The 25,033-nt window shown below is 45.4% G+C and carries 21 protein-coding genes; 17 read left to right on the forward strand and 4 right to left on the reverse strand.

From position 1 onward, the window contains the following. The first annotated feature begins 69 nt into the window (after positions 1 to 69). The 11 genes from nuoE (at position 70) to FOR85_RS06555 (ending at position 13,969) form a co-directional block, all read left to right on the forward strand. Positions 70 to 579, forward strand: a complete 510-nt coding sequence (gene nuoE / locus FOR85_RS06505) for an NADH-quinone oxidoreductase subunit NuoE (RefSeq protein ID WP_068406529.1) — start codon at positions 70 to 72, stop codon at positions 577 to 579. Continuing rightward, positions 576 to 2,000 (forward strand): NADH-quinone oxidoreductase subunit NuoF, encoded by a 1,425-nt coding sequence (nuoF, locus tag FOR85_RS06510; RefSeq protein WP_144297227.1) that lies wholly within the window; start codon positions 576 to 578, stop codon positions 1,998 to 2,000. Before nuoE ends, nuoF begins: the two co-directional genes overlap by 4 nt. A gap of 10 nt (positions 2,001 to 2,010) precedes the next feature. Then, positions 2,011 to 5,097 carry an NADH-quinone oxidoreductase subunit NuoG gene (gene nuoG, locus FOR85_RS06515; RefSeq protein ID WP_144297228.1) on the forward strand — a complete coding sequence of 1,029 codons (3,087 nt, stop codon included), beginning with the start codon at positions 2,011 to 2,013 and terminating at the stop codon, positions 5,095 to 5,097. A gap of 49 nt (positions 5,098 to 5,146) precedes the next feature. Further along, entirely contained in the window at positions 5,147 to 6,142 is a 996-nt protein-coding gene (gene nuoH, locus FOR85_RS06520) for an NADH-quinone oxidoreductase subunit NuoH (RefSeq protein WP_144297284.1), read from the forward strand. A gap of 58 nt (positions 6,143 to 6,200) precedes the next feature. Beyond that, the gene (gene nuoI / locus FOR85_RS06525; protein WP_068406521.1) at positions 6,201 to 6,749 is read left to right on the forward strand and encodes an NADH-quinone oxidoreductase subunit NuoI; all 549 of its coding nucleotides are present in this window, start codon (positions 6,201 to 6,203) and stop codon (positions 6,747 to 6,749) included. Beyond that, positions 6,746 to 7,513, forward strand: a complete 768-nt coding sequence (nuoJ, locus tag FOR85_RS06530; RefSeq protein ID WP_144297229.1) for an NADH-quinone oxidoreductase subunit J — start codon at positions 6,746 to 6,748, stop codon at positions 7,511 to 7,513. Before nuoI ends, nuoJ begins: the two co-directional genes overlap by 4 nt. A gap of 98 nt (positions 7,514 to 7,611) precedes the next feature. Continuing rightward, a complete protein-coding gene (nuoK, locus tag FOR85_RS06535; RefSeq protein WP_102077418.1) occupies positions 7,612 to 7,920 on the forward strand; it encodes an NADH-quinone oxidoreductase subunit NuoK in 309 nt (102 codons plus the stop codon). Positions 7,921 to 7,924: 4 nt separating this feature from the next. Beyond that, on the forward strand, positions 7,925 to 9,799 hold the full coding sequence (gene nuoL / locus FOR85_RS06540; protein ID WP_144297230.1) for an NADH-quinone oxidoreductase subunit L: 1,875 nt from the start codon (positions 7,925 to 7,927) through the stop codon (positions 9,797 to 9,799). 1 nt (position 9,800) lies between these two features. After that, positions 9,801 to 11,429, forward strand: a complete 1,629-nt coding sequence (nuoM, locus tag FOR85_RS06545) for an NADH-quinone oxidoreductase subunit M (protein WP_144297231.1) — start codon at positions 9,801 to 9,803, stop codon at positions 11,427 to 11,429. 3 nt (positions 11,430 to 11,432) lie between these two features. Beyond that, complete coding sequence (locus tag FOR85_RS06550; protein WP_144297232.1) at positions 11,433 to 12,911, forward strand: NADH-quinone oxidoreductase subunit N; 1,479 nt, start codon at positions 11,433 to 11,435, stop codon at positions 12,909 to 12,911. 215 nt (positions 12,912 to 13,126) lie between these two features. Next, positions 13,127 to 13,969 carry a ferredoxin--NADP reductase gene (locus FOR85_RS06555; RefSeq protein WP_144297233.1) on the forward strand — a complete coding sequence of 281 codons (843 nt, stop codon included), beginning with the start codon at positions 13,127 to 13,129 and terminating at the stop codon, positions 13,967 to 13,969. Between the two features lie 131 nt (positions 13,970 to 14,100). Here FOR85_RS06555 and FOR85_RS06560 read toward each other — a convergent pair whose 3' ends face one another. Continuing rightward, positions 14,101 to 14,880, reverse strand: a complete 780-nt coding sequence (locus tag FOR85_RS06560; RefSeq protein WP_102077417.1) for a hypothetical protein — start codon at positions 14,878 to 14,880, stop codon at positions 14,101 to 14,103. A gap of 562 nt (positions 14,881 to 15,442) precedes the next feature. Between FOR85_RS06560 and FOR85_RS06565 the strand changes: the two genes are divergently transcribed. Together FOR85_RS06565 and FOR85_RS06570 are read left to right on the forward strand one after the other, a co-directional pair. After that, positions 15,443 to 16,330, forward strand: coding sequence for an energy transducer TonB (locus tag FOR85_RS06565; RefSeq protein WP_223808549.1), 888 nt, complete (start codon positions 15,443 to 15,445; stop codon positions 16,328 to 16,330). A gap of 122 nt (positions 16,331 to 16,452) precedes the next feature. Further along, on the forward strand, positions 16,453 to 17,328 hold the full coding sequence (locus tag FOR85_RS06570; RefSeq protein WP_144297234.1) for a mechanosensitive ion channel family protein: 876 nt from the start codon (positions 16,453 to 16,455) through the stop codon (positions 17,326 to 17,328). Between the two features lie 15 nt (positions 17,329 to 17,343). Here the strand turns inward: FOR85_RS06570 and ybeY are convergent, their stop codons facing one another. Next, entirely contained in the window at positions 17,344 to 18,000 is a 657-nt protein-coding gene (gene ybeY, locus FOR85_RS06575) for an rRNA maturation RNase YbeY (RefSeq protein WP_144297235.1), read from the reverse strand. Between the two features lie 125 nt (positions 18,001 to 18,125). Then, on the reverse strand, positions 18,126 to 19,226 hold the full coding sequence (locus tag FOR85_RS06580; RefSeq protein ID WP_223808550.1) for a PhoH family protein: 1,101 nt from the start codon (positions 19,224 to 19,226) through the stop codon (positions 18,126 to 18,128). Positions 19,227 to 19,860: 634 nt separating this feature from the next. Between FOR85_RS06580 and FOR85_RS06585 the strand changes: the two genes are divergently transcribed. The 4 genes from FOR85_RS06585 (at position 19,861) to FOR85_RS06600 (ending at position 23,938) form a co-directional block, all read left to right on the forward strand. Beyond that, positions 19,861 to 21,108 carry a UbiH/UbiF/VisC/COQ6 family ubiquinone biosynthesis hydroxylase gene (locus FOR85_RS06585; protein WP_144297287.1) on the forward strand — a complete coding sequence of 416 codons (1,248 nt, stop codon included), beginning with the start codon at positions 19,861 to 19,863 and terminating at the stop codon, positions 21,106 to 21,108. Positions 21,109 to 21,214: 106 nt separating this feature from the next. Next, positions 21,215 to 22,507: an FAD-dependent monooxygenase gene (locus FOR85_RS06590; RefSeq protein ID WP_144297236.1), complete on the forward strand. Its 1,293-nt coding sequence runs from the start codon at positions 21,215 to 21,217 to the stop codon at positions 22,505 to 22,507. Between the two features lie 39 nt (positions 22,508 to 22,546). After that, positions 22,547 to 23,182: an OmpA family protein gene (locus FOR85_RS06595; protein WP_144297237.1), complete on the forward strand. Its 636-nt coding sequence runs from the start codon at positions 22,547 to 22,549 to the stop codon at positions 23,180 to 23,182. 66 nt (positions 23,183 to 23,248) lie between these two features. After that, positions 23,249 to 23,938, forward strand: coding sequence for an OmpA family protein (locus FOR85_RS06600; protein WP_144297238.1), 690 nt, complete (start codon positions 23,249 to 23,251; stop codon positions 23,936 to 23,938). A 36-nt stretch (positions 23,939 to 23,974) separates the two neighbouring features. Here FOR85_RS06600 and FOR85_RS06605 read toward each other — a convergent pair whose 3' ends face one another. After that, positions 23,975 to 24,886, reverse strand: coding sequence for a lysine exporter LysO family protein (locus tag FOR85_RS06605; protein WP_144297288.1), 912 nt, complete (start codon positions 24,884 to 24,886; stop codon positions 23,975 to 23,977). Positions 24,887 to 25,033 lie beyond the last annotated feature (147 nt).

Consider the following 25,033-nt stretch of genomic DNA (forward strand, 5'->3'; position numbering starts at 1 on the left):
CACACCAAAACGCTGTTGCTGCGCCAAGCGCTATATACACAGTGGGCTGAGTGAGGAAAGAAGAAGATTATGAGAATTGTTTCCGATAAAATGCCAAAAGTAGATGTGGCAAGTATCTTAACCGCAGAAGAGATTGCGGCTATCCATGAGTTTATGCATCATTATCCCCATCCGCGAGCAGCGTCTTTAGATGCCCTAAAAATCGTACAAAAGCGTAACGGCTGGGTCGATGATGCGCAAGTTAATGCCATCGCTAATATTTTAAATATCCCTGTGACCGACATGGATGGGGTGGCAACTTTCTTTAACCGTATCTATCGTCAGCCGGTCGGTCGCAATGTCATCCTTATTTGCGATTCGGTCGCTTGTTATTTAACGGGCTACGAAGCGCTGGCGGCTGAATTAAAAGCGCAGCTGGGCATCGACTATGGTCAAACCACCGCTGACAACCGCTTTACGCTATTGCCGATCTGCTGTTTGGGCAACTGTGACAAAGGTCCTTCTGTGTTAATCAATGAAGACACCTATGGTCCTGTGCAGCCCACTGAAGTCGCCCAATTGTTGGAGCTATACGCATGAGTTTAACCATTTCAGAGCAGATTGCTCGTCGCGGTCAAGGCAAAGCGCCTAGCCAATTAAATGACCAGCGCATTCCTGTTTATGGCGATAAAGCAACCGCTACCAGTGAAACCAAACCGCTAACATGGCGCCTTGCCCATCACGATGCGGTATTGGACTTAGCCACTTATGAATCGCTACGCGGTTTTGAAGCCTTAAAGATGGCTTTAAACCAATCACCAGCCGATACTCTAAATACCATTAAAGAAGCAGTAGTCAAAGGTCGCGGCGGTGCAGGTTTCCCAGCCGGTATTAAATGGTCGCTCATGGCACCACCCGATGGTGGTCCACGCTACTTAGTCTGTAATGCCGATGAGATGGAGCCGGGTACCTTTAAAGATCGTCTCTTAATGGAGCGCCTACCGTTACAGCTTATCGAAGGTATGCTGATTTCTGCCTATGCGATTGGGGCAACGGCCGGTTATATCTTTATTCGCGGTGAATATCTCTTAGCAGCAGAGCGCTTAACGGCAGCACTTGAAGAATTGCGTGCCAATAATTTAGTTGGCGACAATATCTTAGGCTCAGACTTTAGCTTTGATTTGCACGTCCATACCGGTGCTGGCCGTTATATTTGTGGCGAAGAAACTGCTTTGATTAACTCCCTAGAAGGTCGCCGTGCCAATCCACGTACTAAGCCGCCGTTTCCACAAGTGGCAGGTGCATGGGGCCGTCCGACTGTGGTTAATAACGTTGAAACTTTGCATAACGTTTCAGCGATTATTTTGCACGGCAGTAAATGGTATCAAGACTTACCAAAAGCCAAAGGCGTGGTCGAAACCCCAGGCACCAAGCTATTTGGTTGTTCAGGTTTGGTCAATGATCCTGGTCTATGGGAACTACCCTTCGGCTATACGGCGCGCGAAATTATCGAAGATTTTGCTGGCGGTATGCAAGAAGGTAAAAAGCTTAAAGCATGGTTGCCGGGCGGCGCATCGACTGACTTTTTAACTGCTGAGCATTTAGATACCGTTGTCGATTTTGACACCATTCAAAAAGCTGGTAGCCGTATGGGTACTGGGCTAATTATGGTCGTCGATGAAGAACAAGACATGGTGTCATTATTGCGTAACCTTGAGATTTTCTTCCAGCGTGAGTCGTGCGGTTGGTGTACACCATGTCGTGATGGTCTACCGTGGGGCGTTAAATTGCTCACCGCTATTAACGACGGTCAAGGCCAAATCGGTGACGTTGAGAAATTAGAAGGCTTAACCCGTGACTTGTGGATCGGTAAAACCTTCTGCGCCCATGCGCCGGGTGCGATGGAGCCACTGATGAGTGCAATTAAATATTTCCGTCCTGAGTTTGATCAAAAAATTGCGCAGGCGGTTGGCGAAGATGTCATTGAGGCTGCAGCTCATCAACAGCCAGAAGTGAAATAAGGAGAGCGGCATGGCAGTCATACATATTGATGGAACCACTGTCGAAGTAGATAGCAGCGACAACTTGCTCCAAGCATGCTTGTCACTTGGCATTGATGTGCCGTATTTTTGTTATCACCCAGCCCTTGGCTCAGCAGGTGCTTGTCGTCAGTGCGCGGTCAAGCAATACCAAAATAAAGAAGATATGGAAGCAGGTCGCGGGCGCTTGGTGATGTCCTGTATGGTCGCCCCAAGCGATAATATGTACATTTCAGTCACCGACGATGAAGCCAAAGCCTTTCGTAAGTCGATGGTTGAGCTATTGATGGTCAACCACCCGCACGACTGTCCAACCTGTGAAGAGGGCGGACATTGTCATCTGCAAGACATGACTTATATGTCAGGTCATAGCCGTCGTCGCTATCGCTTTACCAAGCGTACCCATCACAATCAAGAGCTTGGACCATTTATCGCTCATGAAATGAACCGCTGTATCGCTTGTTATCGCTGCGTCCGTTTTTATAAAGACTACGCGGGCGGCGAAGATTTGGGCGTCTATGGCTCAAACGAACGCGTGTATTTTGGTCGTGATAAAGACGGTCAGTTCGAAAGCGAGTTCTCAGGTAATCTAACCGAAGTCTGCCCAACCGGTGTATTTACCGATAAAACTCACTCTGAGCGCTATAACCGTAAATGGGATATGCAGTATGCACCAAGCATTTGTCATGGCTGCTCAGCCGGTTGTAATATCTCAGCGGGCGAGCGTTATGGGGAATTGCGCCGTATCGAAAACCGTTATAACGGTGAAGTAAACCGTTACTTCTTATGTGACCGTGGTCGCTTCGGTTACGGTTATGTCAATCGCGAAGATCGCCCAACGCAGGCGCTCGAGCGTATCAATGACAAGCATGTCAAAATCAATATCGATTATGCGCTTGATGAAACCATCAAACGTATCAAAAACAAAAAAGTCATCGGTATTGGCTCACCACGTGCCAGTCTTGAGACCAATTTTGAGCTAAAAAACATGGTCGGCTTTGATAGCTTTTCAACCGGCCTAAACCATCAGCAGCAAGCACTGGTCAATAAATGTATTGAAGTATTAAGCACTGAAGGTATTTATAACCCCGGTATGGCTGATATTGAAAGTCATGATGCGGTATTGGTATTGGGTGAAGATATTACTCAAACCTCATCACGTGTGGCACTATCGATTCGTCAAGCGGCAAAAAACGAAGCCATTAAAATGGCTGCTGCGACCAAAACCCAATCTTGGCTAGCTGAGCCCGTCAAACGTATTGGACAAGGCGTGCAAAGCCCGGTCTATATCATCGATGTTATCCAAACCAAACTAGAAGATATCAGTAAAGTTAGCGTCGTTGCCACACCAGAAGATATTACCAAACTTGGTTTTAAAGTCGCCGATGCGATTGCTAATCTTGTAGATGATTTAGCCCAGATAGCAGACGCGCAACGTGCCCAACAAGATGCTGATGAAGCGTCTGATCCAATGCAAGAGCTAGCCCAGCAAATCGCGTATGACTTAATTCAAGCTGATAAGCCGTTGGTGGTCTCGGGAACTAGTTTATCATCGATTGCTTTGATAGAAGCAGCGGCGCAAATCACCCAAGCGCTGACCCAAAAGCGTGCGGCGATTAAAGCCACTGAGCAGCAGCAGGTCGAGGCACATAATGCTAAGGTCGAAGCTGCCGAAGCACAAGCAGCAACGGCGCAGCAAAGCGAAGACAAAGACTTGTCTGCTAAACCAAATAAACCAGAAACAGGTGTTGATACCGAAGCGCAAGACGACGTCGAGCGCGAGCCTGCAACCAAGCTTGAGCTCAAAGAGGTCAATAAAAATTATCACGCGCAAGCGGGTATCTATTTAGCGGTTCCTGATGCCAATAGTATTGGCGTTTGTATGCTTGGTGGTCAATCGGTTGAAGAATTATTAGCGACCGATTTTGATGTGGTCATCGTGGCCGAAAACCAATTAACCGATGCCATTGATGCGCATAAGTTAACCCAGCTATTGGCGGATAAAACCGTTATTGCCCTTGATCATCAATTGCTTGATTGGCATAAAGACGTCGATATCGTCTTGCCAGCCGCAAGCTTCGCAGAAGCAGATGGTACGCTTATCTCTGCTGAAGGTCGTGCACAGCGCTTCTTCCAAGTTTATGATAACGAATACTATCATCCAATGAGCAGTATCAAAGAAGGCTGGCGCTGGTTGCATGCAGTCCATAGCAGCTTGGAAGGTCGCGATGTCGACTGGACGCTGCTTGATGACGTTATCAATGCTCTAATCGCTACCCATCCTAAGCTTGCGGGTATTAAAGACGCCGCTCCTGACGCTGATTACCGCATGACTGGTCTAAAAATTGCCCGTCAGCCGCGTCGCTACTCAGGTCGTACCTCGATGCGTGCGCCCGTATCTGTGCATGAGCCGATGCAACCAAAAGATTTGGATACCGGCTTAACCTTCTCAATGGAAGGTTATAGCGGTAAGCAGACGCCAAGCTCGATGATTCCTTTTGCCAGTGCGGCCGGTTGGAACTCACCGCAAGCGTGGAATAAATACCAAGACAAAGTTGGTGGTAGCCTGAGAAATGGCGATCCGGGCGTCCGTTTATTTGATCGCTTAGAGCGCCTTGCCACGCGTCAATATGTCGCGCCAGAAGCTACTTCAGCAACGACGACAGATATGCAGCAAGGACAAGCCAAACTGGTGCCAATTTATAACCTGTATGCCAGCTCGATGATGGCCTCGCGTAGCGCAGTGGTTGCTGAGCAATTGCCGCTCGCTACATGGCGCGTCGGTATCGATGATGCCAAAGAATGGGGTCTTGCAGCGGGTGATTATCTGGCGATTGAGATTGATAAACAGCAAATCACCTTACCTGTTGAGCTGGTTGATTACTTAGCAGAAGGCTGTATCGGCTATCCGGTTGGGCAGGTAGATATCATTCATCCGTCTATGCCAGCGTCAGTACGCAAAGTCGATGCGCCAGTGACGATGATGGGCAGTATGGCAACTGATAATGCTACAACAGCCAATAACAATAATCGCGCTACGCCAATAAACAGTGCGCCGACCACCACACAGGAGGTGTAATTTGCAAGTTACCCGTATTATCCCTGATGTGCCAAGCTTTTTGGCTGGTATGATGACTTTTGATACCTGGTCGATACTTTTTATGGTCGTGCAGGCGTTGGTTATCTTTTTGGTGGTCGTTATCGTGGCAGCGTTGATGATTGTTTATGAGCGCCGCATGCTAGCGCTTTGGCAAGACCGTTATGGTCCGAACCGTGTCGGTCCGTTTGGCTCATTGCAACTGGTCGCCGATATGCTCAAAATCTTCTTTAAAGAAGATTGGACGCCAAACTTTACCGATAAGTTTATGTTTACCTTGGCGCCAGCGGTTGCCATGTTTACTGCGCTGGCATCCTTTGCCATTATTCCTATTTCGCCAACCCTTGGGGTTGCTGATTGGGATATCGGCATTTTGTTCTTCTTTGCCATGGCAGGTATTGCAGTTTATGCGGTAATGTTTGGCGGTTGGGCATCGGCTAATAAATTCTCACTACTTGGTGGCTTACGTTCAGCAGCACAAACCATCAGTTATGAAGTTTTCTTAGGCTTATCATTGATGGGTGTGGTTGCGCTAACGGGCTCATTTAACCTACGTGAAATTGTTGAATCGCAAATTGACGGCTGGTATATCATCCCGCAGTTTTTTGGCTTTTTAACTTTTGTGGTCGCTGGTGTTGCTGTCACCCATAGACATCCATTTGACCAACCAGAAGCCGAGCAAGAGCTTGCTGAAGGTTATCATGTCGAATATTCGGGCATGAAGTTTGGTATGTTTTTCATCGGTGAATATGTCAACGTCGTGCTGATTTCTGCCTTGATGACCTGTTTGTTTTTTGGCGGTTGGCTTGCGCCGTTTAATTTAGATATTCCTTTTATTCCACCAGCTTTTTGGTTCATGATTAAAACGCTATTCTTTATGACCATGTTTATTTTGGCTCGAGGCTCACTCATGCGTCCGCGCTATGATCAGGTGATGAACTTTGGCTGGAAAATCTGCCTGCCGGTAACTTTGATTAATCTCTTGGTGACTGCCGCAGTGATTTTGATTTTTTCCCCAACGTTATAGTCATTACTAGTAGCCATTACTGATGAACTAGGGTAAAGCTGATAAGGATAATAATCCCATGTTTACTACGATAAAAAAGACCGTCATTGGTATGTTTACCATTGTCCGCAGTATGTGGATGGTCAATAGTCATGCAATCAGGCCGCGTGACACTATTCTTTATCCAGAAGAGCCAGTGCCAGTACCGCCGCGCTTTCGTGGCCGTATTGTGCTGACGCGTGACCCTGATGGTGATGAGCGCTGCGTGGCTTGTAACTTATGTGCCGTGGCTTGTCCGGTTGCCTGTATCTCTTTGCAAAAAGCAGAGCGTGAAGATGGTCGCTGGTATCCAGAATTTTTCCGCATTAACTTTTCACGTTGTATCTTTTGCGGTTTGTGTGAAGAAGCTTGCCCGACGACAGCGATTCAGATGACGCCTGATTTTGAGATGGGCGAATATGTCCGTCAAGACTTGGTTTATGAAAAAGAGCATTTGCTGATTTCTGGACCGGGTAAATATCCCGATTATAACTATTATCGCGTAACGGGTATGGCGGTAGCAGATAAACCAAAAGGCGCGGCGCAAAATGAAGCGGCACCGATTGATCTAAGGAGCTTGCTACCATGATGAATATCTTAAACAGTCCTGAATTGGCAGGGTTTTATGCGCTGGCAGCGGTGGCAATATTTGCCAGCTTGCGCGTCGTAACTCTCGCCAATCCAGTGCATGCTATTTTATCGATGATTGTGTCGTTATTGGCCATCGCAGGTATTTTCTTTGTCTTAGGTGCGCCGTTTGCTGGTGCGCTTGAAATTGTTGTTTATGCCGGTGCCATTATGGTGCTGTTTGTATTCGTTATTATGATGCTAAACCTTGGCATGAGTAATGATGAGCGTGAAGAGCGCTGGCTTGATGCGGGTACTTGGGCGGTACCGACGGGGTTAACGATTGTCATCGCGGTTGTGCTGTATGCGTTGATAGGTCTTAACCATACCGATACGGCAATGATTGGCGGTACGACCATTTCAGCTAAAGCCGTCGGTACGGTGCTATTTACCAAATACGTTATGTTGGTCGAAGTGGCGGCATTGCTATTATTAGCTGCCTTGGTGGCTGCTTATCATTTGGGTAAAGAGTCTAGTGATGATGAGATTATCGGTCACGACGCTCAAGGCTATAATCAAAGCCATAAAAACAAAGCAAGCCAAGCCTCTAATCCAAATGTCGCTAGTATCAAACATTATGATGATAATGGCATGCCGATTGATATTGAGGCGCTAAACAGAGCTGAACCATACGAATATAAAGAGGTTGACCCGCTTGACTATGTCGGTATGAATGTCGGTAAGCAAGCGGATATACAACAAGTCACGCGCAAGGAGTCAGACTGATGGTACTAGCAGCGAGCGTGGCACAGGAGGTTGCAAATGTGCCGTTTGCCCACGAGGTCGCAGGCTTTGTGCAGCCTGCTACTGAGGCGCAAAATGTACTGGGTATGATACCCATGAGCCATGGATTGATTTTGGCCGGTATATTATTTGCAATCGGTCTGTGCGGTGTCATGGTACGGCGTAATCTCTTATTTATGCTGATGAGCCTTGAGATCATGATGAATGCGACGGCTTTGGCATTTGTGGTCGCCGGTAGCCGCTGGGTCGATCCAGATGGACAGATAATGTTTATCTTTATTTTGACACTAGCAGCAGCAGAGGCAGCCATTGGTTTGGCAATATTATTGCGGTTTTACCATCAGCGTGGGCATCTCGATGTCGATAGCGCCAATGAGATGAAAGGATGATGTCATGAGTTTATTACCATTAACCTTTATATTCCCGCTCGTTGGCTTTTTGATTTTAGCCTTTATGCGCGACAAATTAAGCGAGCAGGTGGCAGCGATTGTTGGTGTCGGTAGCATGCTGCTATCAGCGCTATGCACGCTGGTAGTTAGCTATACCTTTTTGACCAGTAATCCTGCCGGTACAGTCATCGAGATTCCGCTATGGACGTGGTTTCAAGTTGGCGATTTTGCACCAAGTTTTGGCTTAAGCTTTGATGGCTTGGCATTAACGATGACGGGTGTTATTACCGGTATCGGCTTTTTGATTCATCTGTTTGCCGCCTGGTATATGAAAGGTGAAACAGGCTTTGCGCGCTTCTTTAGCTATATGAACTTATTCGTTGCCAGTATGTTATTGCTGGTATTGGCCGATAACTTGTTCTTACTTTATCTTGGCTGGGAAGGCGTCGGTATCTGTTCGTACCTTTTGATTGGTTTTTATTATCAAGACCGTGCCAATGGTCGGGCAGCGATGAAAGCCTTTACCGTCACTCGTGTTGGTGATGTGTTTTTGGCCTTTGGTTTGTTTTTATTATTCCGCGAATTTGGCACCTTGCATATTCAAGAGATTATCACCCGCGCGCCAGAAATCTTTGATATCAATAATCCAACGATGATTTTGACCACTATTATGCTCGTTGGTGGGGCGATGGGTAAATCAGCGCAGCTGCCACTACATACGTGGCTTGCTGATGCGATGGCAGGTCCAACACCAGTATCGGCATTGATTCACGCTGCGACCATGGTGACCGCAGGTGTATATCTGATCGCACGTCTACATCCATTATTTCTTCTCACCCCAGGCGTACTGTTGTACTGGGTTGGGGCAGTGGGTGCATTGACCTTAGTTGTTGCTGGATTTTGTGCGTTGGCACAAACCGATATTAAACGTATCCTTGCTTATTCGACCATGAGCCAAATTGGCTATATGTTCTTAGCACTCGGCGTTGGTGCATGGCAAGGAGCTATTTTCCACTTGATGACGCATGCTTTCTTTAAAGCCTTGCTATTTTTATCATCAGGTGCGGTCATACTTGCGGTTCATCATGAACAAAACATCTTTAAGATGGGCGGCTTACGCAAAAAGATACCGCTAGTATTTTGGTGCTATATCGTCGGTGGCGGTGCGCTGGCGGCAATCCCTTGGGTTACCGTTGGCTTCTATTCTAAAGAAGCAATTCTGTGGGAGAGCTATGCAACCGGTCACCAAGTCCTATTCTATATGGGCGTCTTCGGTGCGTTCTTAACCGCGCTGTATACCTTCCGTATGATTTGGATTATCTTCTTTGGTGAAGAAAAAACCCACGCGCATAAACTATCTGGTGTGTCATATTGGCTGCCATTGACGGTGCTACTGGTATTATCAACTGCCGTTGGTGCATGGATCACGCCGCCATTACAAGGCGTCTTGCCAGAGAGTGTTGGGCATTTATTAGAAGTGGCTGGTCAAGCGCATGAAAAACATACGGCGGAATATATCGCCATGGGCGCTATGCTTGCAGGCTTAATTCTCGCAGCACTGTTATATGTCGCCGATAAAGGTCGCATGCTAACCCGCTTTAAGCACACCTCTATAGGCGCAGCGTTATATCATTGGTGCTATCACGGTATGGGCTTTGATGCGCTATACGATATAGTTTTTGTAAAACCCTTTTTGTTCATCGGCCGCTTATTTAAAGCCGACCCTATCGATAAAACGTGGCTTATTTTGCCGAAACTGGCATCCGCTGGTAACAAGGTATTGTCTGCGACGCAAACAGGGTCACTTCGAGGTTACGCTGCAAGCTTTGGCTTGGGTGTGGCTGTGCTGTTGGTGCTGGTAATGATGACGGTGGTATAAGATGATAGAGTTACAACAAACGTGGATGCTACCAGCATTGATCGCAATTCCTTTTATCGCAGGGTTGCTATGTTGGTTGGTCGAACGCTTTAATAAACGTCTGCCGCGCTGGATTGCTCTAATCGGTATGACGTTAACCTTTGCCTTGTCACTGGTATTGTGGCAATACGGTGATTATAGCGGCATGAGTAAGCAGGTGATTGCGCCTCAGGCAAACGTGCCATGGGTCGCAGAATTTATGGTGCCATGGATACCAAGCTTTGGTATCAGCTTTCATTTGGCACTAGATGGTTTGTCGCTGTTGATGGTTGGCCTAACAGGCCTGCTCGGTATTGCGGCGGTTGCCTGTTCGTGGAATGAGATTCAACGCCGTGTTGGTTTCTTCCATCTTAACCTTTTATGGAGCTTGGGCGGCGTGATTGGCGTTTTCTTAGCCATTGACCTGTTTCTATTCTTCTTCTTTTGGGAGATGATGCTGGTTCCAATCTACTTCTTGATCGCTATTTGGGGTCATGATGTGGTTGGCGGCAAGACCAAAGAATACGCGGCAACCAAATTCTTTATTTATACCCAAGCCTCTGGCCTTATCATGCTGGTCGGTATTTTGATATTGGTCATTATCAGCTATGCGCAAAAAGGCGTGGTGAGCTTTAATTATAATGACTTACTCGGCACCTCACTTGGTGGCTGGGAATATCCGATCATGCTGTGCTTCTTTATTGGCTTTGCCGTTAAATTGCCGATTTTCCCTTTTCATGGCTGGCTACCTGACGCCCATGCGCAGGCGCCAACCGCAGGTTCGGTGGATTTGGCAGGGGTTTTGATTAAAACTGCTGCTTATGGTTTGATTCGTTTTGTCATACCGTTATTCCCAGCAGCGTCACAAGATTTTGCGCCGATTGCCATAACCTTGGGTACCATAGGTATCTTTTATGGGGCATGGCTGGCCTTTATGCAAACTGATATGAAGCGTTTACTGGCTTATACCAGTATCTCGCATATGGGTTTTGTGGTCTTGGCCATTTACGCGGGTACCCTAATCAGCTTGCAAGGTTTGATGATTCAAATGCTGGCGCACGGTTTAAGTTCGGCGGCACTGTTTATTATGGCAGGACAGTTATACGAGCGCTTGCATACGCGCGATTTGACCTTGATGGGCGGTATGTGGGGTCAGTTCCGTTATTATGCGCCGATTCTGATGTTCTTTTGTGCCGCTTTACTTGGTATTCCGGGTACCGGTAACTTCATCGGCGAGTTTATGATTTTATTTGGCGCCTTTGCTGATTATCCAGTGTTTGTGGTATTTGCGACATTTAGCTTGGTATTGGCAGGTTTATACTCGCTTATCTTAATTCATAAAGCGCTATTCGGTACCAATAATATTAAAGAAGTGGCGTTACAAGAAACCAAGTTACACGGTTTGCCAACGCGTCCATTAAAAGATTTGGGTAAGCGCGAGCTGTCGTTGCTGCTTATGTTAGCAGCAGGCTTGGTCTGGCTCGGTCTGTATCCACAGCCGTTCCTTGACACTTCAAGTCATGCCATGCAGTGGATTAATAACGCATATATGTACAGTCAAGTGACACAAGTAGACGCATCGCAGCTACTTGATGCAATGGAGGCACGTTAAGTCATGAATGAATTTACGATGAATGATTTGATGGGGCTGATGCCTTATGCGCCAATCATTGCGGTAGTGTTGACTGTATTGGTAGTGATGATTGCCATCACCATTAAACGCTCACATATGGTGATCGGTACCATTTCGGTGGTTGGTTTAAACATAGCGCTGTTTGCCTTGCTTGGGCAAATGGCTGGCATCATCGATAGCGGTACGCTTGTGCCAACAGCTGAGCAGTTATTTGTGATTGATAACTTTGCCCAGTTTAATATGGTGGTTATCTTAATCTGTGCTTTGGCCTGTTTTACGCTGTCTTATGCCTATCTAGCCGATTTAGACGATCATAAAGAAGAGCTGTATTTGCTCATGCTGTTATCGACTGTCGGTGCGCTCCTCATGGTCAGCGCCCAGCATTTAGCCTCATTCTTTATGAGCCTTGAGATGCTATCGATACCGTTATACGGCATGCTGGCATATACTTATATGCGTAAACGCTCGCTTGAGTCGGGGTTGAAATACTTAGTGTTATCAGCTACGGCATCGGCAACCTTACTAATGGGTATGGCGTTTATTTATGCAGAAGTAGGCTCGCTCGCCTTTAAACCTATCAGTATGACGTTGGTTGATCTCTTTGAGTCGCCGCTGTTGATTTTAGGGGCTGCAATGATGATGTTTGGTATTGCCTTTAAATTGTCGGCAGCACCGTTTCATATGTGGACGCCAGATGTTTATGAGGGCGCACCCGCACCTATCGCTACTTACTTAGCTTCGGTATCAAAAGTGGCGATGATGGCGCTTGCCGTCCGCTTCTTAATTGATACGTCGCTATTGGCGCTGCCATCAGTACAGATGCTATTAATGGTCATGGCAACCTTGTCGATACTAGTGGGTAACTTATTAGCGGTACGTCAGACCAGCCTTAAGCGCCTGCTTGGTTATTCGTCGATCGCTCATATGGGTTATGTGCTTATCGTGATTGTCAGCATTGGCTCAGCCGCTGATAGTATCTCAAGCATGTATATGGCGATTTATGCCTTTACCTCTATCGGTGCTTTTGGCGTCGTCACCTTGATGTCGAGCCCGTATCGCTTGGCGGGTGAAGCGGATGAATTGACCCATTATCAAGGGCTGTTTTGGCGTCGTCCGGTATTGACCGCGGTGATGACCATTATGATGTTGTCATTGGCAGGTATTCCATTGACCGCAGGCTTTATCACTAAGCTATTTGCGATTCTAGCCGCCGTCCAAGGTACCAACTGGTTCTTGGCTGGCATGATTATCTTGGGTAGTGCCATTGGTCTGTTTTATTACTTGCGCGTCATGCTCACGCTATTTAAACGTCCGAAACAATTTATTGAATTTGACGTCTCAAAGCAGTGGGGTTTGCGTACGGGCGGTATCATGGTCATCGCCGTCACCGCTATCATTCTCTTCTTTGGTATATTGCCGAATAGTATGATTGAATGGGCAAGTTTGGCTCGTATTTGGTAAGTATAAAATATGAGCAGGGGTTTTCGATATTGATAACCGCTGCTTATTGATAATGACCGTTAGAAAACCAAGATGCGCCAGCTCTGTGATAAGCTTGGCGCATCTTTTGTTTTAGAGCCTTTAAAAAGTCAAAAACATAGCCATCTATAACCATAAGCGATTATCAATAACCATAAGCAATCATAAATCATAAAAAACGAGGGTGAATCATTATTATGAGTGACAATATTCAAAAAGTAACGGTGCTCAGTAAAACCACGTGGACGCCCAATCTCTTTAGCTTTACCGTCAGTCGTCCTGATAGCTTTAAATTTACCGCAGGACAGTTTGTACGCTTGGGCGTTAATCCCAGTCAATTAAACTACTATAAGCAGTTGAGTGCAGTAGCTGATGCTGAAGAAGACGAAGATCTGAACGAAACACTGGATGAGGATATTTTCCGCGCATATTCAATTGTCTCTTCACCTTTTGATGAAATCCTAGAGTTTTTCTCTATTGTCATCCCTGATGGCGCCTTTACCTCGCAGCTACAACATCTAGAAGTCGGCGATGAGCTATTACTAAACACCATGCCTTTTGGCTTTTTAACTTTAGCTCGTTATCAAAAACCGTTGCCAAAAGACTTATGGTTACTGGCAACTGGAACAGGTTTAGCGCCTTTTTTATCGATGCTGCAAGACTTGAAAACCTGGGAAGACTACGAGCATATCGTCTTGGCTTATAGCGCGCGCTCGACAGAAGAGCTTGCTTATATTGAGAAGATTGAAAGCTTACAAGAAGATTTTGGCACATTGGTAGATAATCCAGCCAAGCTTATTTTCATACCTATCGTTACCCGCGAGCCTGTCGAGGGCGCACTAGCTGAGCGCTTGCCAAAGCTATTATTAGATGGAACGCTACAAGAGCGCGCGGGCATTGATTTGGACGTTGATAGTACGCACGTGATGCTATGCGGCAACCCAGAAATGGTCGAAGATACCAAGGAAACGCTAAAGAGCTTAGGCTTGGTGATGAATCGCCGCGGCGAGGGCAATATCGCGGTGGAAAACTATTGGTAGTGATATGATTGCAAATTAGTATAGACAGTATTCACTAAAAAGCACTGCCCCTTAAAAACCCTGTCTTTAAGGGGCAGTGCTTTTTTATCGGCAGCGTCTAGGGAACTTTTAAGGTATTCATAAAAATAGGCTTATAAAGAAGGTTCTAAACTTGGCTCCGTGGCGTCAGCAATCGGATTGATAGGCCCTTGTATCAATTCAGGCTCATCCTTATCACTAATGATATCTTCATTGGCATTGCTGGCCAGCAAATCACGATAATTGATTTGGGTTTTAAGCACCAATTGTTCTTCTTCAAGCTCACCATAATTGACTTGCACTTTATATAAGGTGCTCATTATTTTTTTGTTCTTTTTTAGCCAGCGATTGATATCAAGGTAGATAATCTCTTCTTTGGCACGGGCAATATTGATATAAGATAAAATGAAACCTAACGGGTCTTTTTTCAGTACGCTATGATAAAACCAAATAAACAGTTTAAGCCCTTGGCGTTTGATAAAGGATTCGCAGCGCAAGTTAAGCACATCGGTATAAGTCAGCTGTCCAAAAACAAAGCGTTGGACGTTGCGATCCAGCTGCACATGAACCAAGCTAAAATTACTTGCTACTTCTGCATAAATCCCGCCAACATCAATAGTACAATATAAACGGAACCAGTCGTCATGTATCTCAACGCGCAGCTCTAAAATGGCTTTGACGTTATCGGTGACAAATTTTTGCAGCGCATCGTTGACGTAAATTTGGGCAACCGGCAAGGACAGCTCTTCCTCGAATTTATCCGTGGTTCTGTCATAGATAGTTTTGACGGCTTGGCTAAGACGCTCCCAGCCATCGCTAAAGGACTCGTCAAAACGGTCAGCGATACTGTCAAATAACTCTTCAAAACTGTCTGAATTATCCATATTGTCCATATGCTCAAAGTTACTCAAACTTATTATCCTTATAATTATTCATTATTTAATGGCAGGCGCAAAAAGGGTATATAAAACAGTATATATCAAAATGACAGTAGGCAAAATGGACGTCTACGTTTTGTATCATTGGGCAGTTTGGCTGTCTACTATCAAATGTAGAAAACTTTCAAATGTATAAAACCTTTGTGAGGTTTTCTCTAAAAACGCGGTTTTTAAAATTGGCAGTGGATAAATTGATAAACAAGCCTGCATATAAGTGATTGATTGAGTAGCGACGGTATACGCTTGTGCTAGCGATGCAATTCTAACTCATGGTATGATAGCGCCGGCATTGGTCGACGAGTGCTTAGTTTATCTAAGAGCGCCTATGACGCCTTGTATCGACCGCCCTTATATAGCCAATTCAATATAAAAGTGGTTCGTTTAAATAGCGCTCTGCTGGAATAAATTTTCCTCGCTTGCTGTGTGCTTCGCACTCCAGAGGCTTCGCAAAATTTATTCCAGCAGTCCTATAACATTTCTAAATGGAATCTACTATATTCATCAGCTGAGACCCACTGTGACTTCGATTAAAGATTCGCAAAGCTATCATTTTTCAGCGCAAGCGCCCAAGCGCGATATCAGTTTGCCGATGGCGGCGGTGATAGCCGTCAGTGTTCATGCGCTGATTATTTTTGGCATTAGTTTTTCGCTGGGGCAAGACCCTGCTGGCATGATGCAAGACGTTGCAAAAGCTTTGACCGAGAATATGCAGCCAAATGAAGATGCGCAGTTTATTGCCAATGCGTCCCAACAAGGCGGCGGCACGGTGCAAGAGCAAATACGCCAAGAAACCGACCAGAGCAGTCCGGTGGCAGCCGAGCAAATGAGCGAAACGCAAGATGTGATTGACCTGCAGCGTCAAGTTCGGCAGCAGCGCTATCAAGAAAGCTATCTACGTACCACGCTTAGCTGGCGTCAAGCGAGTGTCGAGTCTGATAATGACAGCAAGCAAGAACAAGATGACATGAAGGCGCAAGAAGAGCGTCTGCGTAAGCAAATCGCGACTTTAGAGGCGCAGCTGTCACAGCGGCAACAGCTGTATGCGACCAAATCAAAAGTCGTGACCGTCGATAGCAACTCGACAACCCGCGGTGCTGCTGCCGATTATATCAATACCTTTCGCGAGCACGTTGAGCGCGTCGGGAATCTGCAATATCCTGCGCAAGCACGCGCCCAAGGTATCACCGGTGAGGTACGTTTGATGGTAATTATCAGCAATGATGGCAATATTAAAGCCATTCGTTTGCTTGAGAGCTCAAACTCGACGATACTAGATGAGGCGGCCAAGCAGTCGGTCAGACAAGCGGCGCCCTTTGGTAAATTTACCGAAGATATGAATGATATCGTCGAGCTGCGTCTGATACGTACCTATCGTTACAGTGATAGAGTAGACGTCACCTATTAACTTTGCTTAAATTCAGTGCCCGTCTTTTGCAATTTTTATGCATTTCTTAAAAAAGGTTAAATGATAATAAACATTGAAAAGACAAAATTAATGATAAAACAGTTTGGAAATAAAGAGTCAGTATGGAATTTTTAGGTTTTACCATCGATCTTGCTACCCTAACAGAAAATGCGATTAGCATTGCGCTTAAAATCGCATTTGCCTTATTAATATTTATGATAGGGCGCTGGTTAGCAAAGAAAATCGTTGCTATCAGCAATCGCATTATGCTACGCAGCCATTTAGAGGCGACGGCGGCCAATTTTTTAAGCCGCGTATTATATGGCATATTATTGGTCATCGTGATTTTGGCAGCGCTTAGCAAAGTCGGCGTGCAGACTACTTCGGTCGTTGCTATCTTGGGCGGCACGGCGGTGGCGATTGGTTTGTCACTGAAAGATCAGCTATCCAACTTTGCCGCTGGTATTATGATTGTGACCTTTCGTCCGTTTGTGCGCGGCGATTATGTGCAAATCAGCAGTTACACCGGTACAGTCACCGAGATCACCTTAGTCAATACCCATTTAACGACCATCAATAATCACGATATTATCATTCCAAATGGCGATATCACCACCTCGGCGGTGATTAACTATACGGCGTTACCCAACCGCCGCGTCGATATCACCGTTGGTATTGGCTATGACGCCGATATCAAAACCGCCAAAGATATTATGCTAAATTTGGCAAAAAACAATCCAATGGCCTTTACGGATCCAGCGCCTGTGATACGCGTGACCAATTTGGGCGATAATTCAGTCGATTTAACCTTGAATGTCTGGACCACCAATGATGATTGGTGGGCGATGCAGTGTGATTTATTAGAACAATTCAAAAACGCGCTTGATGATAACAAGATTGACATCCCATTCCCGCAGCGCAGTGTGCATGTCAAAGGCTTAGATCAGATGATTAATCAGATGGATCAAGCGCAAAAAACCATGTTAAAGAAAGGTTAAACAAGGCTAAAAATCTTAGAGATAAGGGTTTGGTAGGCCTAGCCCTGCCAAAATAGCAATCTCAAAGCTTTCCATCTCATCTTGCTCAGCTTGTCCGAGCTCATGGTCAAAGCCCAGTAGGTGCAGTATACCGTGTATCAATAAATGGCTGATATGCTGTGCCACGGTCTTTTTTTGCTCAGCCGCTTCACGTACCACCACAGCATGACAAATCACCAGCTCGCCTAGCGGCAACGTTGGCATCAGCCCAATGATTGCCGCTGGCAAGTCGCTTGGGTAGGATAAAATATTGGTGGCATGATCTTTGCCGCGCGCCTCTAAATTTAGCTCTTGACCTTCGAGGGCATCGGTAATATAAATATCGAGCGCTTTGGTTTTTTCTTGCCATATCTCACTATCGATATCAGCAAAGTAAGGCAGCGTCAGACCATGGTTAATACGCTCATCGATATGTTCCAATGTCGCCATCATGACTTTTAACAGTTTTTCGCGATTATAAAAGCTCTCAAGTATCTCGTCATCGATGCTATCGGCGGCGCTAATATCAAGCACGGCTAAGCTGTCATTAGTATTAAGTGCGCCTAAGTTCTCACCTTTCTCATCATGATTGAAATGGCTATTAATATTCTCATCTAAGTGATTGTCAGCGTCATTCTGTTCGGCTGGACTCATGTCACCCTCCTTTTTATGTCAATGTAAAAATATCTAAGATTGATTAACTAGCAATAAATGATTAACACTAAAAAACCGGATATCAAATCCGGTTTATGTCATATATATACGTTGCTTAAAATAGATTATAACTTAGTGGCGGCATCAGAAATAGCTTGTTTACGCTCTTGCTCTTTCATACGCTCAAACTTACGCTTTGCTTGTAAAGCAAGCTGCTCTTCATCAAAGACATCATAAGCTTCAACAATTTTTTGCACCAATTGATGGCGCACGACGTCTTTTGAGTCAAACTTAGTGATATGAATCTCTTCGATACCGCTTAAGATATCCATCGCTTGCGCCAGACCTGATTTGTGCCCACGCGGCAAATCGACCTGAGTAATATCACCAGTAATAACTGCCCGCGAGCCGAAACCTAAGCGCGTCAAGAACATCTTCATTTGCTCAGGCGTGGTATTTTGCGCTTCATCTAAGATAACAAACGAATTGTTTAGCGTACGACCGCGCATATAGGCAAGTGGGGCGACCTCAATGATTTGCTTTTCAAGCATTTTACCGACTTTGTCAAAGCCAAGCATCTCATACAGCGCGTCATATAAAGGACGTAAATACGGGTCAATTTTTTGGGTTAAATCACCGGGTAAAAAGCCCAGTTTTTCGCCAGCTTCTACCGCTGGACGCACCAATAAAATACGCTCAATCTCATTGCGCTCAAGCATATCGACCGCACAAGCAACAGCAAGATAGGTCTTACCCGTACCAGCAGGCCCAATACCAAACGACACATCAGAGGCTAAAATGTCTCTGACGTAACGCTGCTGATTGCCACCGCGCGGAATGATTTTACCTTTACGGGTACGCAGACTAATGGGCGTAAAGTCAGTAGCGGCTTCCAAATTATCAGCATCTTCCTCGGCAGCCGATTGCTTATCAGCCTCTAAGTCTTCATCACGGGCGATGCTTGATTGGATGATTAAGTGCAGCTCTTCTGCGCTGATATCTTTGGTGTTTTGCGCTTCATCGACCATTTTATAAATGATGCGTTCGCCGCGCTCAACGCCCAAAATATCGCCACTTAAACAGAAGTCGCCTTGGCGTTGGCTGATTTTAATATCGAGGCGTTCTTGGATGTATTTCATGTGGTTATTATATTCGCCAAGCACGGTTTTCAGCTGTGCTGGGGTCAACGATTCAAAATGTATACGGCGGCTTATGGAATCAGTCAAGCGATTATCCTTGTATTTGGTTGCCCGCTGCTATGGCTGCTGCTTCTGTGCATTAGTGCTTTTATGCATGGTAGTCGAGCGGACTTTAGAGATAAAATAGTGAGTCGTGTTTCAATGTTTTTTAATAGCGTTTATAACGGTTACGTAAATATTAAAAATAGTGCTAATAAATATGACGGTAAAGTTTTGCTAAAAATAGTTGTTGATAAGATGACAGTAATAAGTAAATGCCCTGTCTTCATTATGGTAGATAGAATTTAAAATTCAAGCCATTTACAGGCGGGCAGGGCTTTGTTTTTGTATGGTGATTGCAACTGTAGATGATACACCTTAGAGCGAAAACGGCAACAAAACTAAATAGCCACTATGGTTATGGTCAGGAGCACAGGATAAAGGACAAATTGTGGTAATCTAATGCTTAGATAATAGCGGTGTAAAAGCCAAGCTAAAAAACGTCAGAGAACGATAGATTTTCTAAAAAAATAACATTTTTAAGTGTTTTTTTTGAATGTAAAGCCTTCGCGTCTAAACGCGTGCTAAATGAGAAATAATAGGAATAATAACCATGCAACATACTGAAGCAACTTTATCAACAACCAATCCTGCTAAAGCCAGTCTTGCTAATAAAGCGGCTATGACTGAGCAGCAAGTGCTTATCGCCGGCGGCGGCCATGTCGGTTTGTCGTTTGCGTTGTTGCTTGCTCATCATGGTATCGCTAGCACTCTGCTAGAGAAAAACAGCTATCCAACCATCAGTCCAAATGACGACGCTAAACGCACGCATTATTTAGACAGTCGCAATACCGCACTGTCACGGCGTACGGTACAGATTTATCAAGAGATTGGGCTATGGGATGAGCTACAAAGTCATGCTTGCCGGATTGATGCGGTACAGATTAGTGAGCAAGGTAGCTTTGGGCGCGCGCAATTAAATAAAGCTGAGGAGCAGGTCGAGTCATTTGGGCAAGTGATGGAAAACGCGTGGCTTGGACGCAAGTTGTTATTGGCTGCCCAGCAAGAACCGCTGATCACCTTGATTGATAACGCCAATGTGATAGCCGTTAGCCAACAAAACGACGGCGTGACGCTAAGCTTTAGCTATTACGGTGAAGAAGAGCACGAGCAGCAATTGCAAGCCAGCGTATTAGTCGCTTGTGATGGTCGTGACTCTACCGTACGTCAGTTGTTAAATATCGGCACTACGACTTATGACTATAAGCAAACCGCTATCGTTGGGGTGGTAGAAACCGATCAGCCGCATGAACATATCGCCATTGAGCGTTTTAGTCCGGCAGGGCCACTTGCGGTGTTGCCATTGACTGATCCAGAAGGCGACGGCAATAATGAGTACCAAAAAGGCTATCGACGCTCAGTAGTTTGGGTTTGTCCAACTGGGGAAGAAACGCAATATTTAGAAGACGATGCGCATTTCTTAGCGACTTTGCAGCAAGCCTTTGGCGAGCGCGCTGGTACGTTTAAAAAAGCCGGTCGCCGCGGCGCTTATCCATTGACACGGGTACTGGCTGACAAACAAGTTGACGGTCGTTGCGTCATCATGGGTAACGCGGCTCACACCTTGCATCCGGTCGCTGGACAAGGGTTTAATCTATGTATGCGTGATGCGCATGTGCTGGCGCAAATGATGAATCGGCAGGTGCTAAAAGGCGAAGATATCGGCGATCCTACGTTGCTCAAACGCTATGAAAAAGCCCGTCAAACCGATCAAAAACGCGTCATTCGCTTCTGTGATGCGGTAGTCCATGGCTTTACGCATCCAAATCCAGCGGTGAAGCTGGCACGTAACGTGGCTTTGGTTGCCTTTGATAAACTGCCAAATATTAAGCCATTGATTGCCAACTATGCGATGGGCTTAAAATCTTAGTTCAATATACTGGTAAGTTATTAAGCAAATAAAATTTATCATTTCAGCTGCTGCTAAATCCCATCAATATGGCAGATAGCATGAATAACGCGACAAAGGATGTTTTATGAAAAATAACCATACGCTCATTATCGGCGGCGGTATCGTCGGTGCAACCCTTGCGCTGAAACTGGCACAAGCCCAAATGCCAGTGACCATCATTGATGCGCGTCCTGAACGTAGCGAAGCAGATTGGCAGCAGGTGCTTGGCAAGCGGGATGCGCGCGTTTATGCTTTAAGCCTTGCCAGTATTGGTTTGCTGAAAGACGTGGGCGCTTGGCAAAAGATAGCGGCATCAGAGCGCAAAGCCGATTATACCCAAATGCAGGTTTGGCAGCTAAACGGTCGCGGCGAGTTACTGTTCGGCGATAGTGATGATGCTAATAATGGTAATGACAGCAGTAATAGTAATCAAAACGCTGAACCCAAAATGCTTGGTAGTATGGTTGAACCGGCCGTTATCGAATATGCATTATGGCAGCGTTTATCTGCATCTGATGTCAGTCAATATTTAACCGTTATCGATGGGCACAAGGTTGTCGATATGGACTGGCTTGGTAGCGCGCAAGGTTACCGTGTGACGCTAGATGACGGCACGGTGATTGACGCACGTTTATTGGTGGGTGCTGACGGTCGCGGCTCGTTTGTGCGTAAGCAGGCGGCAATTGAGCTCGATGTGCTTGATTATAACCAAACCGCGATTTGCTGTGCTATTCAAACTGAAAAGCCGCATCAAGCAACTGCTCGTCAAGCCATGCTGCCTACGGGCACGCTTGCCTTATTGCCGCTCGCTGATATCACGGATGAAGATAAAATCAATCCACAACACTGGCAGTCGATCGTATGGACACTGCCACGCAATCAAGCATTGGCATTGTTGGAAGAAACGCCGCGCTACATCGCTGATAAATTGGCTGCTGCCAGTCATTATGAGCTGGGTGCTATCCGCGAGATTGAATCCATCGCCAGCTTTCCGTTAGCCGCGCAGCAAGCAAAAAGCTATGTCGCCGATAATCTAGTATTAATTGGGGACGCCGCACATGGTGTGCATCCGCTGGCAGGTCAGGGTCTAAATTTGGGAATGCTTGATGTAAAAGTGTTAAGCGAACAACTCAGCCATGACTATGCGCGCAGTGGCAATAAGCTGTGGGGTACGAACCAAACCTTGCGTAGCTATGAGCGTCTGCGTCGTCCGCATAATAGTCTGATGATGCACAGTTTTTCGGCGCTTAATTGGCTGTTTGCCGGCTCGCTTGCGCAGATGCGTCCGATTCAACAACTTCGTAATGAAGGTATGTATCGCGTCAGCAAAATCAAACCATTGATGCGTCTGTTTGCTAAGCAAGCGAGTGGGGTTTAGCGTTTTAATTGAAGCTAATAATTGAACTAAGGATGGCGTATGAAAACTAAGTTATGGATGACGATAAGAGTGGTAATAGCTAGTTTTATGTTAACTTCTTGCCAATCCGTACCAACAAAAAGTTTAATCCACAAAGAATCATATAACATCCCTAAAGTCATGATAGAGCCACATGCAGATACAGACAATGATGGTGTCCCTGACATCATAGATAATTGTCCGAACACTCCTGAAGGGGTCAAGGTTGATCCGTATGGTTGTCCTCTTACCACTATTGGAACTGGCTTACAAATGGAGTATCGTGCCTTTTTTGCTAAAGGTAGCAGTGAACTAACATCTAAATATCAGGTTGAGCTGGATAAAGTAGCCGCAAGAATGAAAGAGTATGATACCTCTATTTTTAAAATTGAAGCGCACATTTCAGAGGATGAAATTAATAAAGACTTAAGCTCATTACCTAAAAACAGAGCACTGATAATCAAAAACTACCTTTTATTAAAGCATAGTATAGAATCTAGTCGATTGATGACTTTAAATTGTGACGCTAGAGCGCCCATTGCACCTAATGAGACTGAGGAGGGCAGAGCTTTTAATCGTCGGGTTTATGGTTTATTAACTGAGCCTGACAGTGACTATCCTATCAATTTAAAAGACGGAATCTGCGTTGAATTTTAATGATAAATAGCTGTCATCTCAACATAAACAAAGAATTGTTTTTGAAGGTATTCAGAGAGGGTAACCATGCGAATGAATAACTGTAGCACTTTATTGCTGCTAGCAACATCTATAGCGTTAGCTGGCTGCCAAACCACTTCAACTGCGCCGTCTAAAGAGTTACCTCAACATGAAAACATCAGGACGATGCAAGCAGCGATTGATCCAGATGGCGATGGTGTGCTTGACGATATAGACGAATGCCCTGAAACGTCACCTAACGTAGTAGTTGATGCTAAAGGCTGTGAAATAATAATTGAGGGAGGCGAGGCACTTGAGATGGAATTACGAGGATTTTTTGCACCCCTGAGTAGTCGATTAATTAACACCTATGATAAAGAGTTTGCAAAAATTGAAGAAAAGCTTAACGAATATCCAGATGCTAATGTTTTTATCTTTGGGCATTTGTCATCGAATGAGCTTGCATTATCAAAGACCAATGACAACTTATCACGCCAACGCGCACTTACTATTAAAAACAGACTTATAACCGAACATCATATCGCATCTGACCGTATTACTACTTATGACTGCTTAGATCGGTATCCTTCTACCAATATAGATCTGAGTTATGATGGTCCTGAACAGATCGAATCCAAAAACAGAAGAGTCGTTCTTAAGGCAAGTAGACAAGTCCAAGATTTATCGAATCTAAAATACGCGAGTTATACAGAGAGTTATGGTAAGTATGCCAAGCACTGTGAGCTCTTTGAATAATAACGACTGATTTTCATCAACCTTTAAAACTTAACCTTACCCCAACGCCGAAAACAACACCATCAGCACTGGCGAGACAATATTAATAATAAAACCAAAACTAATTGCCAGCGGCACGACTTTTAGGCCACCAGATTGTTGAATAATAGGCAGGGTAAAGTCTAAACTGGTCGCGCCGCCAAGTCCTACCGCTGCTGATGGATATTTACGCATAAAGACGGGAATAAATAATAGCGCAAAGAACTCACGCACCAAGTCATTAAATAGCGCCACACTACCCCAAACCGCGCCATAAGCATCGGTCATGATGATTGCTGATAGTGAATACCAACCAAACCCAGATGCCAGTGCCAAGCCTTTCGTCCATGACACATCGCTAAACATCAGCGCAAAGATAAGCCCGCCAACCAATACCGATAGCGTAAAGATAACGCTCATCTCAACGCCGCGTTTGTTGAGTAATACTTCTTTAAGGGTAATGCCCGAGCCCTTTAAGCCAATGCCAACCAGTAAGATTAATATCATCAACATGGCGGTCATGGTGTTTTCGGGTGGCATATAGTCGGCTGGCAAAAAATAGCCAATCACCATACCAATCGCCACGCAAAATACTTGTGCCAAGCTGCCGCGAATACTGACCCGATGCTCTTTAGATTTGACGCTAGGTTTTTTGGCATGCCATGGACGCAGACGGTCAAACAGCATCAAGGCAAATAAGCCGGTACCAATCGTTAGTATCGACAATATAGTGACATATAGCGCAATTTCACCTATTTGACTGCCAAGCCCTTCCACTTGCGACAGCTCAATGCCAATCAAGCCTAAGATGATAAAGACTAAATAAGACAAGCCTTTATCGGCAAGCTTAGTCATGGTTGGATTAGAGGGAATGGCAAAGCCAATAAACATTGGCATTAATACCAAAACAAGGGTAATTAGGCTTTGCATGTCGGCAGACTCGTCATTTTTAAACAAGGCGTTTTTGGGAGGGCATTTCTCAGAAGCTGGGGATTGTATCATATTAGCTCGTAAATACGGCTATCAGCACATCATATTCATCGCAAAATATGACGGTTGTTTGAGTAGTAAATGACC

The sequence above is a fragment of the Psychrobacter sp. YGAH215 genome, from assembly GCF_007280595.1.
GTDB classification, from domain to species: Bacteria; Pseudomonadota; Gammaproteobacteria; order Pseudomonadales; family Moraxellaceae; genus Psychrobacter; species Psychrobacter faecalis.